Genomic DNA, 15,432 nt, shown 5'->3' on the forward strand with positions numbered 1-15,432 from the left:
ATTCAGAAAGAAGTGCAGAGCGGGATCAGCGCCCGACGTTGGGCCTCGTCGATCCAGGGCGCTGGCCCCGATCAGTAACGGTTACCCTTCAGATCCTGGCAGCCGCTTTCTCCAGGACAAAGATGCGCAGGATCACTGCGATGCGTAAGGCTGGGGTCGTGCCTCCAATTCGGCTGACTACTCTTTCAGCAGCCCCGAAGCGGGCGGTATTCTATCAAATCTGAGCCGGCGGTACAGAGGTGGTGCCGCCGGCCCCGATGGAGGCATTGAGGCAAGGACCGCCGCTATGCAAACTCGACTGTCAGCGGGAAGTTTTCCAACTCGGTCCGCGCCTGCGGCTCCCGTGCCGGGTCCGCAAGCCGGACTCGAGCGATATGCCCGCGGGATTTTTCGTAGCGACTCTCCACTACGGCCTCGATTCCCTGCTGCTGCAGGCACTCGGACAGAACGCTGTTGATCGCCCGATTGCGCAATTCAGGTTTGAAGATTTTGCCCACGGCGGTCAGTGGCATCTCGTCAATCAGTTCGATACGCTTGGGCACCGCCGCCGCTTCCTGGATCGATTGCTCGCAGTGCGCGAGGAGTTCGGATTCGTCCACTTTGCCGCGAAATTGCGGCTTCAACTGAACATACGCCACCGGCAACTCGCCTGCGTACAGGTCCGGCTGGCCGACGGCAACCACTTGCGCCACCGCCGGATGTTTGGCAAGGGGCTCCTCGATCAGCGCGGGGTCAATGTTATGCCCGCCGCGAATGATGAGGTCCTTCGCCCGACCCGTGAGGGTGACAAAGCCGTCCGCGTCCATGAACGCGAGATCACCGGTGATAAACCAGTCTCCATCCGCCCAGGCCTCGGCGTTGTCCTCCGGGTTCAGATAGCCCTTGAAAACGTGCGGGCCGCGCACGATCAGCACCCCTGATTCATTCGGTTCACAATCGCGGACGATGTGTGTGCCCTCCAGCATCACCGTGCGCACCTCGGTATAGGGGAAGCGCGTCCCGACGCTGCCCTCCGGGCCGGGTGACTCGGCCCGCTGCCGGGTCATGATGCAGGTGGTTTCTGTCATCCCGTAACCATTGGTGACCCGCACCCCGTACCTGGCCTCGAAATCCCGCCGGAGTTGCTTGGGTAGCGGTGAGGCCCCCGAGCCCACATCTTCCAGCGCGCTCAGGTCCGCATCTCCGGTGGGCACCTGCATCAGCGCTGCAAGGATGGTGGGTACGGATGCAAAGGCCTTCACCCCGAAGCGTCCAGCGTGATGCCACCAATTCTCCAAAACATTGGGATTGCGAAAGCCCTCCGGCGTCATGATGACGATGGTGCGGCCTGCATAAAGGGTGGCAATCCCCGCGGCGATCAACCCGTAGATATGGAACATGGGGAGGGCCGACATGCTGACCAGGCGCCCGTTGGCCCGGACCAGGTGCTCAATCATCTGGCTGACCACCGCAATATTGCGGTGCGTCACCTGAGCGATCTTGGGGTGTCCTGTGGTGCCGCCCGTATGGAAGTAGGAGGCCACCTCTTCGCCCTGAATCCGGCGCGCGGTGAGCAGACGATCGTGCGGTTGTGCCGCTACGCTGGTATCGAAGTCCAGTACCTGCAGCGGACCATCAAAAGGCTCTGCCGGTTCGGTATACCCTTCGACGTTTACCAGCATCAGGGTCTCCAGGCCTGGAAGAGCCCCGGTGATGCGCTGCAGCTTCGGCCAGAACTGGGGATCATGACGCAAGGGTGCGGTGGTAATCAGTACCCTGGCCCCGGTGGTCCGCATGATCTGGATGATGTGTTCAGGCTCCAGCAAGGGGTTGATGGGGCTGGAAATACCCGCCACCTGACAGCCCCAGGTCACGTAATGGCTGTGCAGCGTGCTGGGCAGCATGATTGCGACCGCGTCCCCGGCCCGGACACCCAGCTCGTGAAGTGCGTTGGCAGTCTGGGTGACCCGCTCAAAAACCTGACGAAAACTGAGGTCCAGAGGCGCTTCGTCCCGTTCGCCTGTCAACAGAAAGCGCAGCGCAAGGTCTTCTCCATAATTCGCTGCCGCCGCCTCCAGCACCTGATAGCTGGTTTGCAGGGGATAACGTTCATCGAGCGACTGCTCGCTCTCATAGACCTCCACATCGTGCAGGGTGTTGATCAGCGGAGCTTGGGCGTGGGGCACATAGGCGTTTTCCATATTGGTCCTCTCTCAGCTATCTTTGTTGTTATTCAACTATCGGTGAGTTGTGTTTGAAGTGCATTGAGGTGGATCATTGGAGCAACTGAAGGCAACGGTATAGCATTGGGACCGGCCCAACCAGAGTAAAATCACAGCTTCCGGTCCCGATCCAGTATCCAGCCGGGGCTGGCAAGACCGCCGGGTCGCATTGCGGCGCACGTGTTCCACTATGCGGAACCCTGTGGTATGGTTGGCACCCGACTTTACCCGTCCCGGGTCAGCCACAGGCCAGTCGCCGCATTTCGAGTAGTCACCGCCGCAGGCCCGCCATAGCAGCGATACGGCGCGCGGCCCAACAATTCATGTAGTAAGAGGTTGCTTTAGATGATTCGAGACCAGGAATTTCTCAATCAGATCCTGGACACGGTCTCGCGTTTCGTGCGCGAGCGCCTGGTTCCCCTGGAAACACAGGTCGCCGAGGAAGGCAAAATCCCCGACGACGTGGTGCAGGAAATGAAGGATCTGGGCTTTTTCGGTCTGACCATCCCCGAAGAATACGGCGGCATGGGTCTGACCATGGAGGAAGAAGTCCTGGTCGCCTTCGAACTGGGCCGCACCTCGCCCGCCTTCCGCTCCCTGATCGGCACCAACAACGGCATCGGCTCCGCGGCCATCGTGTTCGACGGTACCGAGGAGCAGAAACAGAAATACCTGCCCCTCTACGCAAGCGGGGAAACCATCGGCTCCTTCTGTCTGACCGAGCCGGATGTGGGCTCCGATTCCGCCTCGGTGAAAACCACCGCCGTGCGCGATGGCGATCACTACATCATCAACGGGACCAAGCGCTTCATTACCAACGCCCCCCGCGCCGGCACATTTACCGTAATGGCCCGCACCAACCCCGAGATCAAGGGTGCGCGCGGCGTATCCGCATTTCTGGTGGATTCCAGCCTCCCGGGCATCACCCTGGGTCCGGTCGACAAGAAGATGGGCCAGGCCGGCTCCACCACCAGTGACGTCATTTTTGAAAATTGCCGGGTTCCGGCTGATGCGCTGATCGGCGGCAAGGAAGGCGAAGGCTTTATCACCGCCATGAAAGTGCTCGATCGCGGACGCCTGCATATTTCCGCAGTCAGCGTCGGCGCGGCCGAACGCCTGATTGAAGACGCACTGCGCTTCGCCATGGAGCGAAAGCAGTTCGGCAAGCCGATTGCCGAACATCAACTGATTCAGGCCATGTTGGCGGACTCCAAGGCGGAAGCCTACGCAGCCCGTTGCATGGTGCTGGAGGCCGCGCGCAAGCGCGACCAGGGCCACCAGATCAGCACCGAGGCCTCCTGCTGCAAGCTGTTCGCCACCGAAATGGTTGGCCGAGTGGCGGATCGCGCGGTGCAAATCCACGGGGGTGCCGGCTACATTTCCGAGTATGCGGTTGAGCGTTTCTACCGGGACGTCCGGCTGTTCCGCTTGTATGAAGGAACTTCCCAGATTCAGCAAATTGTTATCGCGCGAAACATGGTGCGCGACGCCAGTTAACACACTCAGGAGAGCGTCATGAACGTTGATTTTTCCGAAGAAGAATTGGCCTTCCAGGAGGAAGTCCGGCAATTCATCAAAGAAAAGTACCCCAAGCACATTCAGGAGAAGGTCCGTAACGGCCTGCATGTGGAGAAGGAAGACTGGGTCGAATGGCAGAAGATCCTGAATGAAAAAGGCTGGGCGGCCGTGAACTGGCCCGTCGAGTACGGCGGCACCGGTTGGACTCCCACCCAGAAATACATCTGGGCCAATGAGTGCGCCAAGAACCACGTGCTGGAAGTCATGGCCTTCGGCATGAAGATGGTGGCCCCGGTAATCTATACCTATGGCAGCGAGGAGCAAAAGCAGCGCTTCCTGCCCGACATTCTCGCCAGCAATGTCTGGTGGTGTCAGGGCTACTCCGAGCCTAACGCCGGCTCCGATCTGGCGTCCCTGCGCACAACTGCCGTCCGGGACGGCGACGACTACATTGTCAACGGCACCAAGACCTGGACCACTCTCGGCCACTATGCCGACTGGATTTTCTGCCTGGTTCGTACCGGCGCGCCGGATGAGAAAAACCAGACTGCCATCAGCTTCCTGCTGATCGACATGAACACTCCGGGAATCACCGTGTCGCCGATCATCACCCTGGACGGCCGCCGCGAAGTGAACGAAGTGCATTTCGAGAACGTGCGTGTTCCCGCCGAGAACCTGATCGGCCAGGAAGGTCGTGGCTGGACTTACGCCAAATTGCTGCTGACCCACGAGCGCACCAACATCGCCCGGGTGGCCCATTCCAAGGTTCGTCTGGAGCGTCTGAAAGCGCTGGCCGCCGAGACCAGCAATGGCGGACCGGCTCTGATCGACGACCCCGCGTTCAAACAGAAGGTCGCGGATGTGGAGATCGACCTGCTGGCTCTGGAATACACCGAGCTGCGAACCCTGGCGGCGGTAAGCACGGGTCAGGCTCCGGGACCAGAATCGTCCATCCTCAAAATCAAGGGTACCGAGGTGGCACAGGCCATTGATGAACTCTACGTCGAAACCGCCGGTTACTACTGCCTGCCGTTTGTCAAAGAGCAGTTCGAGTACGGCTTTGAAGGCGAACACGTCGGCCCCGGCAGCGCCTGTAACGCGGCTCCTCATTACTTCAACAACCGCAAGATTTCCATCTACGGCGGAAGTAACGAGATTCAGAAGAACATTATCTGCAAAGCCGTACTGGGACTCTAAACGAGCCGCGGCCTGACACCTAATTACGTGGAGAAACAGTGATGGATTTTTCCTACAGCGAAGAACAACAGATGCTTCGCGACAGTATCGCGAAGTTTATCAATCAGGATTACGACTTTGACACGCGCCGCAAGATCGTCGAAAGCGAAGCGGGTTACAGCAAGGAGAACTGGAAGCTTTTCGCCGAACTCGGCTGGCTGATGGTTCCCTTCAAGGAAGAGGACGGCGGCCTCGGCGGCACAGCCGTGGACGTTGTGGGCCTGATGGAAGAACTGGGCAAGGGCATTGTGGTTGAGCCCATCCTGCCCACGGTCATCCTGGGCGGCGGCCTGATCGCCGAAGCGGGCAATGCGGAACAGAAGGAAGCGCTTCTGGGCTCTCTGATGGAGGGTAACCTGCAGTTGGCCTTTGCCTTTGCCGAGCCCCAGAGCCGGTACAATCTGGCGGATGTAGCGACCAAGGCCGAGAAGGTTGGCGACGGCTACAAGATCAATGGCCACAAGGCCGCGGTCCTGAACGGCAACAACGCGGACAAGATTATCGTGGCAGTGCGCACCAGCGGCGACCAGCGCGACCAGGACGGCATCAGTCTGTTGATTGTCGATGCGGACACACAGGGCCTGCACAAGCGCCCCTACGAAACCGTGGACGGCCAACAGGGCGCGGAGATCAGCTTCAAGGACGTGACCGTTCCCGCTGCGAACCTGCTCGGCGAAGAAGGCAAGGCTCTGCCAGCGATCGAAACAATCATTGACCGGGCTGCCCTGGCGGTTTCCGCCGAAGCGGTTGGTGCCATGGAAGTGACTTACAAGAAAACTGTTGAATACACCAAGACCCGCAAGCAGTTCGGTGTACCCATCGCGGTATTCCAGGCGCTGCAGCACCGCATGGCGGAAATGTTCATGGAGCACGAGCAGGCCAAATCCATCATGCTGATGGCGGCCATGAAGTGCGATTCCGCAGGTGGAGTTGACCGCAAAGCCGTTTCGGCAGCCAAAAGCCGTATCGGCAAAGCGGCTCGCCAGGTCGGCCAGGAAGCCATTCAGCTCCACGGCGGCATCGGTGTAACCGAAGAACTGGACGTAGGACACTACTTCAAGCGTCTCACGGCGATTCAGTTCATCTTCGGCAGCACGGATTACCACACCCAGCGATTTGCAGAGCTGTGATTCGTGAATCCGAGCTTCGCTGACAACAAAAAAGGGCTTCCCGAGGGAAGCCCTTTTTTGTTGGGGACATACCTGCCCACCCGACTCCGGCTCTTACGCTCTCAATAGCGGATAATCATCGCTTCGATATTGCGCACCATATTCTTCAACTGCGGAGCCACCTCACCGCAGAGATAGTCTTCGGACAGACGATAACGGGGTCCGCCGCAGTTAAAGGTATAGATGTGGCCCTCACCAAGAACCAGCGGGACCGAAACGCCGTTCACGTCCTTGTCCCATTCCCCAAATGAGGTGCAATAGCCTTTATCGGCGTACATCTGCAACTCCCGCTCCAGGCCTGCGCGAATCGCCGGCCAATCCCCGCCGGATTTCTTTTCGATGTAGCGAAGGAAGTAATCGCGTTCGTCCTCGGGCAGAGCAACCAGGTAGGCGCGGCCGGCCGCACTGGTGGCCATGGAGATGCGATCGCCGATTTCGTGGCGGAAGGTTTTGACCTTGCTGGGCGCGGAATATTCGATGTAGATCATCTCCAGACGATCACGGCCTGCAAGCCCCACGGCAGTGCCCGTGTTCTCCGCCAACTCTTCCATCAGCGGCCGGGCAATCTGGCGCACCGCGAGGTTGGAGACGTAGGCGTAGCCGAGGGCCAGGACCCCGCTACCCAACTGGTACTTCTCCAGACGCTCGGAGTAACTGAGGTATCCCAGTTTGGTCAGGGTATAGGTAAAGCGCGAGATGCTGGACTTCGGCAAACCGGTACGCTGAGCCAGCTCCTGGTTGCCGAGAAACCCATCCCCGGGTTTGAACGCACGCAACACGTCCAAGCCGCGGGCAAGGGCTTCAATGAACTTTCGATCCGGTTCCTCGCCTTTTTCGCGAGGCAGGCCACTGAGACTATTCATAGGAATTGCAGCTAATGATTTAGCCGCAATTATAAAGGAGTTTTCCGCTGAGACCGACCTTCGTGGGCAAGGATTAGCCCTCCTTGTCTCTTCTTTGCGTCTCTTCCCTGAAGAACGGCGAATCCAGGTCGGTACTTGTACAGGGCGGGATCGCGAGGCGCGCCGGGCACGGCCCCGACCCGCGGGACCGCGCCGGACATTACTATTGGCTGAGCGCTACCGCTTCTTCCGAATGGTCGCGGGCCAGCCAGGCCACGAGCAGCTTGATCTGGGCATCCGTCAGGCGCTCGCCAAAGGCCGGCATAACGCCCTGGCGTCCGCGGACAATGGAGGTCTTGACGGAATCCGGATCACCGCCATAGAGCCAACTGTCGTTGGCCAGATTCGGCGCACCCATCTGCGGGTTGCCCCGGCCGTCTGCACCATGGCATGCGGCGCAGTACTGACCAAAGATTGCACTGCCCGGATGAGAACGGCTCTCGTCAGTGTCCAGCTTGATGACGTAGTCCGCCACCTGGGCAACGCTTTCGCCATTCAGCACGCCTTTCCAGGCGACCATCTGCGCATTCCGACCCATGCGAATGGTGTGCTCGATGGCTTCCGGTGAGCCACCCCACTGCCACTCGTCGTCGGTCAGGTCGGGAAACAGCGCCGCCTGGCCCTTGGCGTCCAGGCCGTGACACATGGCGCAATTTCGTTTGAACACACCTTCCGCCGCGCTCATGTAGGCCGGGTCCGTTTGCAGTTCGGCCAGTGAACTGGCTGCTACCTTCTCCCGGTGCTCCGCAAATCGCACGGTGAATTCGCTGAAACTGGATTTGATCCTGCTGTCCTGGGACCACTCCAGGGCCCCCTTGTAGCTCCCCAGCCCGGGATAGAGCATGAGGTAGCCGGCTGTAAACACCAGCGCACAGAACAGAAACCAGAACCACCACATGGGCGGCGCCGCGTGGCCCTCTTCCATATCCCCATCCCAAACGGGGTGGGCGTCTTCGAACTTTTTCTCCTCCGCCTTTGCCCGCGAGGAGAAGTACACCGAGTACAGGAGCCAGATCAGGGCTGCGAGAGAAACGACGGTCAAGACAATGATCCAGCCGGACCAGAAATCGTTGGGCATATTAGCCATTGCTCAAATCTTCCACTTCATCGTTAAGGGGAATGGCCGAAGCCTGCTTCTGCTTTTCGTCGGAGCTCTTGTATCCGACCCAGACCACCAGGCAGACCATAAACAACATGACGAGCATGTCGCCGATAAATATGAACATTGTCATCAGCTTTCTCCGTGGGCGTGCATGTTGGGATCATCGCCGTGAGGACGATTGGTGCCCAGCATTTGCAGGTAGCGAATCAGGGCATCCATTTCGGTGAGTCCCTCCAGGTCAGCGGGCGCCGCGGCAATTTCCTCATCCGTGTAGGGATGTCCCAGCCCCTGAAGAACCTCCATCTTTGCCTGGATATCCCCCACGTTCCGGGCCTTGCGGTTTACGAGCCAGGGATAGGCCGGCATGATCGAGTCCGCTACCACCTTGCGAGGGTTGATCAGGTGCAGGCGGTGCCAGTCGTCCGAGTATTTCCCACCCAAACGGTGCAGATCGGGACCCGTTCGCTTTGAGCCCCACAGGAACGGGCGGTCGTAAACAAATTCGTCCGCACGTGAGTAAGGCCCGTAGCGCTCCACTTCCGCGATAAGAGGGCGCACCTGCTGTGAATGACACACCGAGCAGCCCTCACGAATGTAGATGTCCCGCCCGGTCAGCTCCACCGCGTCGTAGACCCGGGAGTACTCCGTCGCTGTTTTCAGGGAGTCCTGCATGATGCTGGGCAGCACCTGTACCAGACCTCCGATCGCCGACACCAGAAGGATGCCGAAAATAAGAAGGCCTGTGTTTTCCTCCAGTTTTCTGTGTAATGAAAAGCCGTTCATAACTTACACCTGATATGCGGGATCAACTTGGGGCGGCATCGCTCGCACCACCTTGCGCGCGCCCATAGTCATGAAGAGGTTGTAGGCCATCAGCGCGGTGCCGCTGAGGAAGATCATTCCGGCAATCAATCGCAGGCCGTAGTAGGAAGCCATGCTCGCCATGATGTCCACAAAGCCGTAGCGCAACTCGCCGATCTCATCCACGCTGAGCCAGAGCAGGCCTTGCGAAACACCCGCCGCCCACATCGCCATGATGTAGAGCATGGTTCCGGCCAGAGCGAGGTAGAAGTGAACATTGGCCAGGCGCACGCTATGCAGCGGCCGACCCGAAAGCTTGGGCACCAGATAGTAGAACGCCCCGTAGGTCACCATCGCGTTCCAACCCAATGCACCGGAATGCACATGGCCCACAGTCCAGTCAGTGAAGTGGCTGACCACGTTCACGGAGCGGATTGCCATCATGGAGCCTTCAAAAGTCGCCAGACCATAGAAGGCCAGAGAAAGAACCACAAACTTCAAAGCCGGGTCGGTTCGCAGTTTCTCCCAGGCGCCGCTTACAGTCATGATGCCGTTGATCATGGTCGCCCAGGATGGCGCCAACAGGATCACGCTCATCACCATCGCAGTCCCCTGGACCCACTCGGGGATGGAGTTGTAATGCAGGTGATGGGGGCCGGCCCAGATATAGCTGTAAGTGAAGGCCCAGAAGGCGATGATCGACAATCGATAGCTCCACAGGGGCTGGCCGGACATTTTCGGCAGGAAGTAGTAGTTCATGCCCAGGAAGCCACCGGTCAACAGGAAGCCCACGGCGTTGTGGCCGTACCACCACTGCACGATCGCGTCCTGCGCGCCTGCGAAGATCGAATAGGACTTGTCCAGAGTGACCGGAATAGCCAGATTGTTGACGATATGGAGCATGCCGATCACGATGATGAAGCCACCGTAGAACCAGTTGGAAACATAGATCGGCTTTATCTTGCGGCGGGCGATGGTTCCGAAGAAAACGACACCGAACGCCACCCACAGAACGGTGATGGCGATATCGAAGGGCCATTCCAGTTCGGCGTACTCCTTGGTGGACGTCCAGCCTGACAGCAGCGACAGCGCGCCCAGCGCCATCATGAGCTGCCAGCCGTAGGCGACGAACCAGGCCAGCCTTGGTGCAAACAGGGGCACCATGGAGGTGCGCTGTACCGTGTAAAATCCGGTGGCCATCAATGCGGAAACCCCGAAGCCGAAGATCACGCCATTGGTATGGACCGGGCGCAAGCGCCCAAAGGAAAGCCAGGGTGTGTCCAGGTTCAATTGCGGCCAGACCAGCTGAGCCGAGATATAAACACCGACTGCCATGGCCACCAGCGCCCAGAAAACTGAGAACTGCAGACAGGTCTTGACGATGTCGTCATGGTAGTGCGCGTTCGCTTTGTTCATTGATTCGCTCATTTGCCATTCGTCACTTGATTTAAACACCCAGAATGGGACCGATGCCGGCGGCCCACAAGGCGACGGTTATCCCCAGAAGGCTCACCGCCGCCACCAGCAGCCAGCCCACCAGAGATGAAGACATCAACATGCCCCGCTCCGGCGGGGTTTGCAGCACGATGGGAACGCCCTTGTAGAGGAGGTACATGCTCCAGATCATGGTGGGTATCAGCACCAGCACATTGAAGAAGATGTGCGGAAAAAGATGTGCGACGCTCGCCACGGCAAGCGGTGTTCCCACGATGGCCACCATCGCAAAATGGTGCCCAAGGGAAGTTCTCGCTCCGTAGGTTCCCGCAAACCACCGGCTGATAATCGCCGTACTGAAATAACCGAACAGGAGAAGGCAGAAATAGCCGATGCTGGCAATGGCCCGCGTTGTGGCCGGCAGGTACATGGGATCATTGGCGCCGATTCGCCAGCCGAAAAAGTGTCCGCCCAGCCACAGGAAAGTCGGCGGCAGCAGCAGTAACCACAGCGCATAGGAAAAGAGCACCTGACGCGGTGATATTTCGATTTCGGAAAGCGTATGGAACGTAGCAGTCGGCTTGAAGAGGGATCGGTAAGGCAGAGTTCTGGTCATGGTTTCAGTCTTGGTACCTCGTCCTTGCGGGTCGGTTAACGGAAAATGAAACAACTGTGTAGATCTTAACTTTCCACTGCTTGGCAGAGTAGGCAAATCACGCGTGAAGGCGACATAGATCAACTACTGTTTGCTGTTGTGCCTTTCTTCCAATTTCGCGCGCAACGCGTCCGCCGCGAGAACATTCGTCTCGAGGTTCAAGTGCCGAGCCGGGGTAAACGAGCTGGGCTGTTTGAATTGCCTCGGAGGGTTCTGGGGACAAGGGCTGCGCACTTCGATCTCATGTACAAGATAGCACTTATTCGTAGGTCCTGGGTTTAAATCACGAGCTCGGTTGATTTAGGTCAATTCACTTTTTTTGACCCGCCCTCTAACATCCTTGTGAACTCAATGGTTTTGCGGCCGCCCTCAACTGCAGTTTGGATGACGCAAGTCAACACGCGCGGTGCGCGGCTCATCTAGGCTGAGGCTGCTACCAAGGTTTATCTCATAGTCCGAGCCCCTACACGAGAAGCAACATGCACGTTCATCAACTGGCCAAATCTCTGAAAACCACGCCCGACACGGTGCGATACTACACGCGCATCGGGCTGCTAAGGCCCATCAAAGATAGTAACAACGCGTACAAGTGCTACGGAGACGAGGAACGAAAGCGTCTCCGTTTCATTCTCTGTGCCCGGCAGATGGGGTTCTCGGTGGACGAAATCGGCCAGATCCTGACGGAAGCCGAGAAGAGCGATACGCCCTGCCCGCAGGTGGCTGAGCTTCTTCAGCAGCGCCTGGAGGATATCCAGCAACGCCTGGCCCAGACTCTGTCGCTGCAGGACGTGCTCAGCGATGCGCTCAAGCAATGGCAGAGCTGCTCCAATCCGGCCCCGACCGGGGAGATGCTGAACGAGCTCATCGAAAATTTCGTGGACTGACGGGGCCTTCCCCCTTCAGCGCTCAGCTCCCGATCCCGCTCCTTTGGCGCAGCGCTACATGTTGACCTGAGTCAACTCGCCGGGGCGGGCCCTCATTACACTGGCCCCGAATTCCGCTTCGAGGGGCCTGCTCATGAAAGTCGGCGATTCCTGTGTTCGCGATGTGGTGTATGTGGAACCCAGCGCGAGCCTGTACAGCGTTGCTGAACAGATGCGGCACCACCATGTGGGCTGTGTGGTCGTGGCAAACAAGGTTGAGGGGGACGGGAAGCCCCTCGGTATCATAACCGACCGCGACCTGGTCATTGAGGTCCTGGCTCCCCGCCTGGACCCCGACAAGCTGCTGGCCGAAGACATCATGACTTTCAATCTCACGGTCGCGCGGGAAGACGAAGACCTGTGGGAGGTTGTCCACCGCATGGAAAGCGAGAGCGTGCGGCGGGTCCCCGTGGTCAACGCACAGGAGCAACTGGCGGGGATCTTCAGTCTCGACGACCTGCTGCGGGTTTTCGCCAGCGAACTTCACGGCATTGCCGGCCTTGTCAACCACGAGCGGGGCCGCGAAGCTGCCGTGCGCGTGTGACGCCTGACTGCATCGCTGCAAAGTGCATGAGCAGGAGGTACGCTCGATGCCCGTGCGGAAACCTCGATTGACGGACAGCGGCTCGGCCTCCGAGGGCAGCGGGCGCCGCATTCTGCGCCCCGGCGGGGGCCCTCTGCACTTCCGCCACCTTGAAACCTCCTACGAGGAAAAACTGGCATTTCTCCGCGATCCGGACAACTACCCTGAACCTCCCGAGCCGTTTCAGTCCATCGAGACGCACATGGCCTGGGTCTACCTTACCCGGGATCACGCCTTCAAATTCAAAAAGCCCCTGTTTCGGCCTGGGCAGGACTATGCGAGCATCGATTCCCGCTACCGGGATCACCGGATCGAGTTGCTGCTCAACCGGCGCCTCGCCGAGGACACATATCTGGACCTGGTACCCTTACAGGTGGACGAAAATGGTCGGATGCAGATCGGCGGCCCGGGCTGCTCCTGCGATTGGCTGTTGAGAATGCGGCGCCTGCCCGCAGAGCGCATGCTTGACGAACTACTGTCCCGCCGCAAAGCCACCGAAGCCCATGCAGTGACAATCGGAACCCGACTCGGCCATTTTTATGCCGCCGGCCATCCGGTTTCCATCAGCTTCCAGGAGCACCGCGAGCGCTTCAGTCGGGGTATTGAGCTGAACCTCAGCATTCTGACGCGGGAGGGCGTCTTGCGTGAGCTCGCCACTCACGTGAGCGAGCTCCAGCGACGATTCCTGAACAGCTATGGAACCCTTCTGGACGATTGCCTGCGGGAAGGGCGCTTTATGGAGTGCCATGGCGATCTCCGACCGGAACATATCTGCTTACAGGACCAGGTCAGGATCATCGACTGCCTGCAGTTTCAGCGCGACCACCGTTTGATGGATTTTTATGACGATCTGGCGTTTCTCGCCCTTGAATGTGAGCGCCTGGGCGCTGCGGATTTCGGGAAAATTATTGTGACGGAAGTGCAGAGAGTGACATCCCACACGGTGCCCGGCGAGTTGCTCCGCTTCTACCAGAGCTACCGTGCGGTGGTGCGCGCCCGGCTTGCGTTGCTCCACCTCTTGTATGGCACCAGTAATGACCGGGAGAAGTGGCTCAGAAAAACCCGGAGCTATCTGGACCATGCGACCATCCACATAGACAGTGCCCTTGGCCGTTGAGCGCCGGGGGAAATGAGCGTTCAGGTCGGAGGCTGAACGGGCAACCCGGGATGTGCAACCGCCCTCTCCCGTTCCTGGATAAACTTCGCAAACAACGAGCTGCAGTCGAGCACCTGGAGACGCTGGCCCCAGTCGGCACGGTCCACACCATCCGAGTGGACCGAATCACTGACAAATACGTTGCGCAGGCATTTGAAAGGCAGAAGCTGAGCCACCGCCGGGCTGAACATTCCATGGCATGCCGCCACATAAACTGCCGAGGCTCGCCCTTCGCAATGGCCGAGAGCATTGGCGATTGTGGTTCCGGAGCTGATCAGATCGTCGTAAATCAACACGGACCGTCCGTCTATCTCCCCGAAAAGCGGCGAGCTGGTGACAATGTCCTGACTCCGGATTTTGGTCATGAATGCCAGCTCGGCACGAAGCCCCCGCTCGCTCAGCAGCTGCTGAACGTGCTGGGCATTCTTGATGGCGCCCGTGTCGGGAGCAAGTATGGAGAGCGGCTCCTTCAGCTCCCGAACCAGATGCTCCACGAACAGCGGCGCCGGGTCCAGGTCCTCATAACCACACCGGAAGGCGTTCTGCTCCGCCGCCGGGTTATGCACCCCAAGGCTGACCACAGCATCCACCCCCAGCGCTTCGAACAGCATTGCCACATAACGGCTGGTCAGCGGGTCATGCAGTTTGGTGCGCCGGTCCTTGCGCGCGTAAGGCAGGTAGGGAACCAACGCCATCACCGAAGCAGCGCCTGCATCCCGCAGCGCCCCAAGGAAGAACAACAAGCGACATAGTTTGTCGTTGGCGCTTTGCCGGGAATCGCTGTAAAGAGAATGAAGCACATACACCCGCTGCCCGTAAACCTCCACCAGCGGACGAATCTTGTGTTCACCATCCGGGAAGTCACGCTCCTCATGGGCGCTCAGGGTCAGGCCCAACCTGGCGGCAAGGCGCTCGCCGAGGCCAGTACTTTGGTGCAGCGCGAACAACAGCGGAGCCATAGCCAGGCCTCACCCCTCCGGTCCGCCATCATGAAGGTGATGGGCAAACCAGCGCGCGGCAAGCTCCGCCGCCTGGGCGAGGGTATCGCCCTCCTCGAAGAGATGAGTGGCGCCGGGGACAAGCGCCTCTTCGCAGCGCTCCCCGAGCACCGCTGCGGCTTTACGGTTCAACCGAATGACCTCGCTATCCAGTTCACCGATGATCAGTAAGGTGGGCGCCCGCACCTCGGTCAGCACTTCCATGGCGAGATCCGGGCGGCCACCCCGGGAAACAACCGCGGCCACCTGATCCGGACGCCGTGCTGCGGCAATCAACGCCGCGGCCGCTCCGGTGCTGGCCCCGAAACAGCCGACTTTCAGTTCACTGGTGGGCTGGAAGCTGGCGAGCCAGTCGATAACACTGACCAGGCGGCGAGACAGTAAATCGATATCAAAGCGATAGGCTCTGGACTCCCGGTCCAGAAGTTCTTCCGCCGGCGTCAGCAGGTCAAAGAGCAAAGTGGCGAAGCCATTGCGCTGCAAGTGGGCGGCGACACGCTGGTTGCGGGGACTGAAACGGCTGCTACCGCTTCCGTGCACGAACACGACAATCCCTTGAGCCGCTGGGGGAAGATCCAGCTGACCATGAAGCTGGGCCTCGCCAACGGGTATCTTCAGCTCTCGTGACAGGCTGTCGCTCTCCATGCCGCTCCCTCCTCGCAACCAGAGCCGGTTCGCTGACTACCTTGGGGCAAAAACATTCCGTCGACCTTGACCCAAGTCAACACCCCTTCCCGCGCTCGAAACCTACACT

The 15,432-nt window shown here is 59.3% G+C and carries 15 protein-coding genes; 6 read left to right on the forward strand and 9 right to left on the reverse strand.

Annotated elements, in window-relative coordinates; all coding sequences use genetic code 11:
* Positions 1-284: 284 nt before the first annotated feature.
* The gene (locus tag ACURWW_RS16365; RefSeq protein ID WP_445618120.1) at positions 285-2,180 is read right to left on the reverse strand and encodes an acyl-CoA synthetase; all 1,896 of its coding nucleotides are present in this window, start codon (positions 2,178-2,180) and stop codon (positions 285-287) included.
* Between the two features lie 366 nt (positions 2,181-2,546).
* On the opposite strand from ACURWW_RS16365, the gene ACURWW_RS16370 reads away from it, so the two are divergent.
* From ACURWW_RS16370 to ACURWW_RS16380, 3 genes are read left to right on the forward strand one after another with little or no spacing between them, the layout of a single operon-like run.
* Complete coding sequence (locus ACURWW_RS16370) at positions 2,547-3,698, forward strand: acyl-CoA dehydrogenase family protein (protein ID WP_445618121.1); 1,152 nt, start codon at positions 2,547-2,549, stop codon at positions 3,696-3,698.
* 18 nt (positions 3,699-3,716) lie between these two features.
* A complete protein-coding gene (locus tag ACURWW_RS16375; RefSeq protein WP_445618122.1) occupies positions 3,717-4,916 on the forward strand; it encodes an acyl-CoA dehydrogenase family protein in 1,200 nt (399 codons plus the stop codon).
* A gap of 41 nt (positions 4,917-4,957) precedes the next feature.
* Positions 4,958-6,085: an acyl-CoA dehydrogenase family protein gene (locus ACURWW_RS16380; RefSeq protein ID WP_445618123.1), complete on the forward strand. Its 1,128-nt coding sequence runs from the start codon at positions 4,958-4,960 to the stop codon at positions 6,083-6,085.
* Between the two features lie 101 nt (positions 6,086-6,186).
* On the opposite strand, the gene ACURWW_RS16385 is transcribed toward ACURWW_RS16380, so the two are convergent.
* From ACURWW_RS16385 to ACURWW_RS16410, 6 genes are all read right to left on the reverse strand, one after another.
* A complete protein-coding gene (locus ACURWW_RS16385; RefSeq protein WP_445618124.1) occupies positions 6,187-6,987 on the reverse strand; it encodes an IclR family transcriptional regulator in 801 nt (266 codons plus the stop codon).
* Between the two features lie 202 nt (positions 6,988-7,189).
* A complete protein-coding gene (gene ccoP, locus ACURWW_RS16390; protein ID WP_445618125.1) occupies positions 7,190-8,113 on the reverse strand; it encodes a cytochrome-c oxidase, cbb3-type subunit III in 924 nt (307 codons plus the stop codon).
* Positions 8,106-8,258, reverse strand: a complete 153-nt coding sequence (locus ACURWW_RS16395) for a hypothetical protein (protein WP_445618126.1) — start codon at positions 8,256-8,258, stop codon at positions 8,106-8,108. The genes ccoP and ACURWW_RS16395 overlap by 8 nt, the downstream gene beginning before the upstream one ends.
* Positions 8,258-8,911: a cytochrome-c oxidase, cbb3-type subunit II gene (ccoO, locus tag ACURWW_RS16400; protein ID WP_445618127.1), complete on the reverse strand. Its 654-nt coding sequence runs from the start codon at positions 8,909-8,911 to the stop codon at positions 8,258-8,260. The genes ACURWW_RS16395 and ccoO overlap by 1 nt, the downstream gene beginning before the upstream one ends.
* Positions 8,912-8,914: 3 nt before the next feature.
* Positions 8,915-10,357: a cytochrome-c oxidase, cbb3-type subunit I gene (ccoN, locus tag ACURWW_RS16405; RefSeq protein ID WP_445618128.1), complete on the reverse strand. Its 1,443-nt coding sequence runs from the start codon at positions 10,355-10,357 to the stop codon at positions 8,915-8,917.
* 19 nt (positions 10,358-10,376) lie between these two features.
* Positions 10,377-10,979, reverse strand: a complete 603-nt coding sequence (locus ACURWW_RS16410; RefSeq protein ID WP_445618129.1) for a Yip1 family protein — start codon at positions 10,977-10,979, stop codon at positions 10,377-10,379.
* Positions 10,980-11,497: 518 nt separating this feature from the next.
* Between ACURWW_RS16410 and ACURWW_RS16415 the strand changes: the two genes are divergently transcribed.
* The 3 genes from ACURWW_RS16415 (at position 11,498) to ACURWW_RS16425 (ending at position 13,641) form a co-directional block, all read left to right on the forward strand.
* A complete protein-coding gene (locus tag ACURWW_RS16415; protein WP_445618130.1) occupies positions 11,498-11,902 on the forward strand; it encodes a MerR family DNA-binding protein in 405 nt (134 codons plus the stop codon).
* Positions 11,903-12,035: 133 nt separating this feature from the next.
* Positions 12,036-12,485 (forward strand): CBS domain-containing protein, encoded by a 450-nt coding sequence (locus ACURWW_RS16420; RefSeq protein WP_445618131.1) that lies wholly within the window; start codon positions 12,036-12,038, stop codon positions 12,483-12,485.
* Between the two features lie 46 nt (positions 12,486-12,531).
* Positions 12,532-13,641, forward strand: a complete 1,110-nt coding sequence (locus ACURWW_RS16425) for a hypothetical protein (protein ID WP_445618132.1) — start codon at positions 12,532-12,534, stop codon at positions 13,639-13,641.
* Between the two features lie 20 nt (positions 13,642-13,661).
* On the opposite strand, the gene ACURWW_RS16430 is transcribed toward ACURWW_RS16425, so the two are convergent.
* Both ACURWW_RS16430 and ACURWW_RS16435 read right to left on the reverse strand, forming a co-directional pair.
* Entirely contained in the window at positions 13,662-14,639 is a 978-nt protein-coding gene (locus ACURWW_RS16430) for a ribose-phosphate diphosphokinase (RefSeq protein WP_445618133.1), read from the reverse strand.
* Between the two features lie 9 nt (positions 14,640-14,648).
* Positions 14,649-15,323, reverse strand: coding sequence for a dienelactone hydrolase family protein (locus ACURWW_RS16435; protein WP_445618134.1), 675 nt, complete (start codon positions 15,321-15,323; stop codon positions 14,649-14,651).
* Between the last annotated feature and the right edge of the window lie 109 nt (positions 15,324-15,432).

The organism is Gilvimarinus sp. F26214L, from assembly GCF_054401055.1.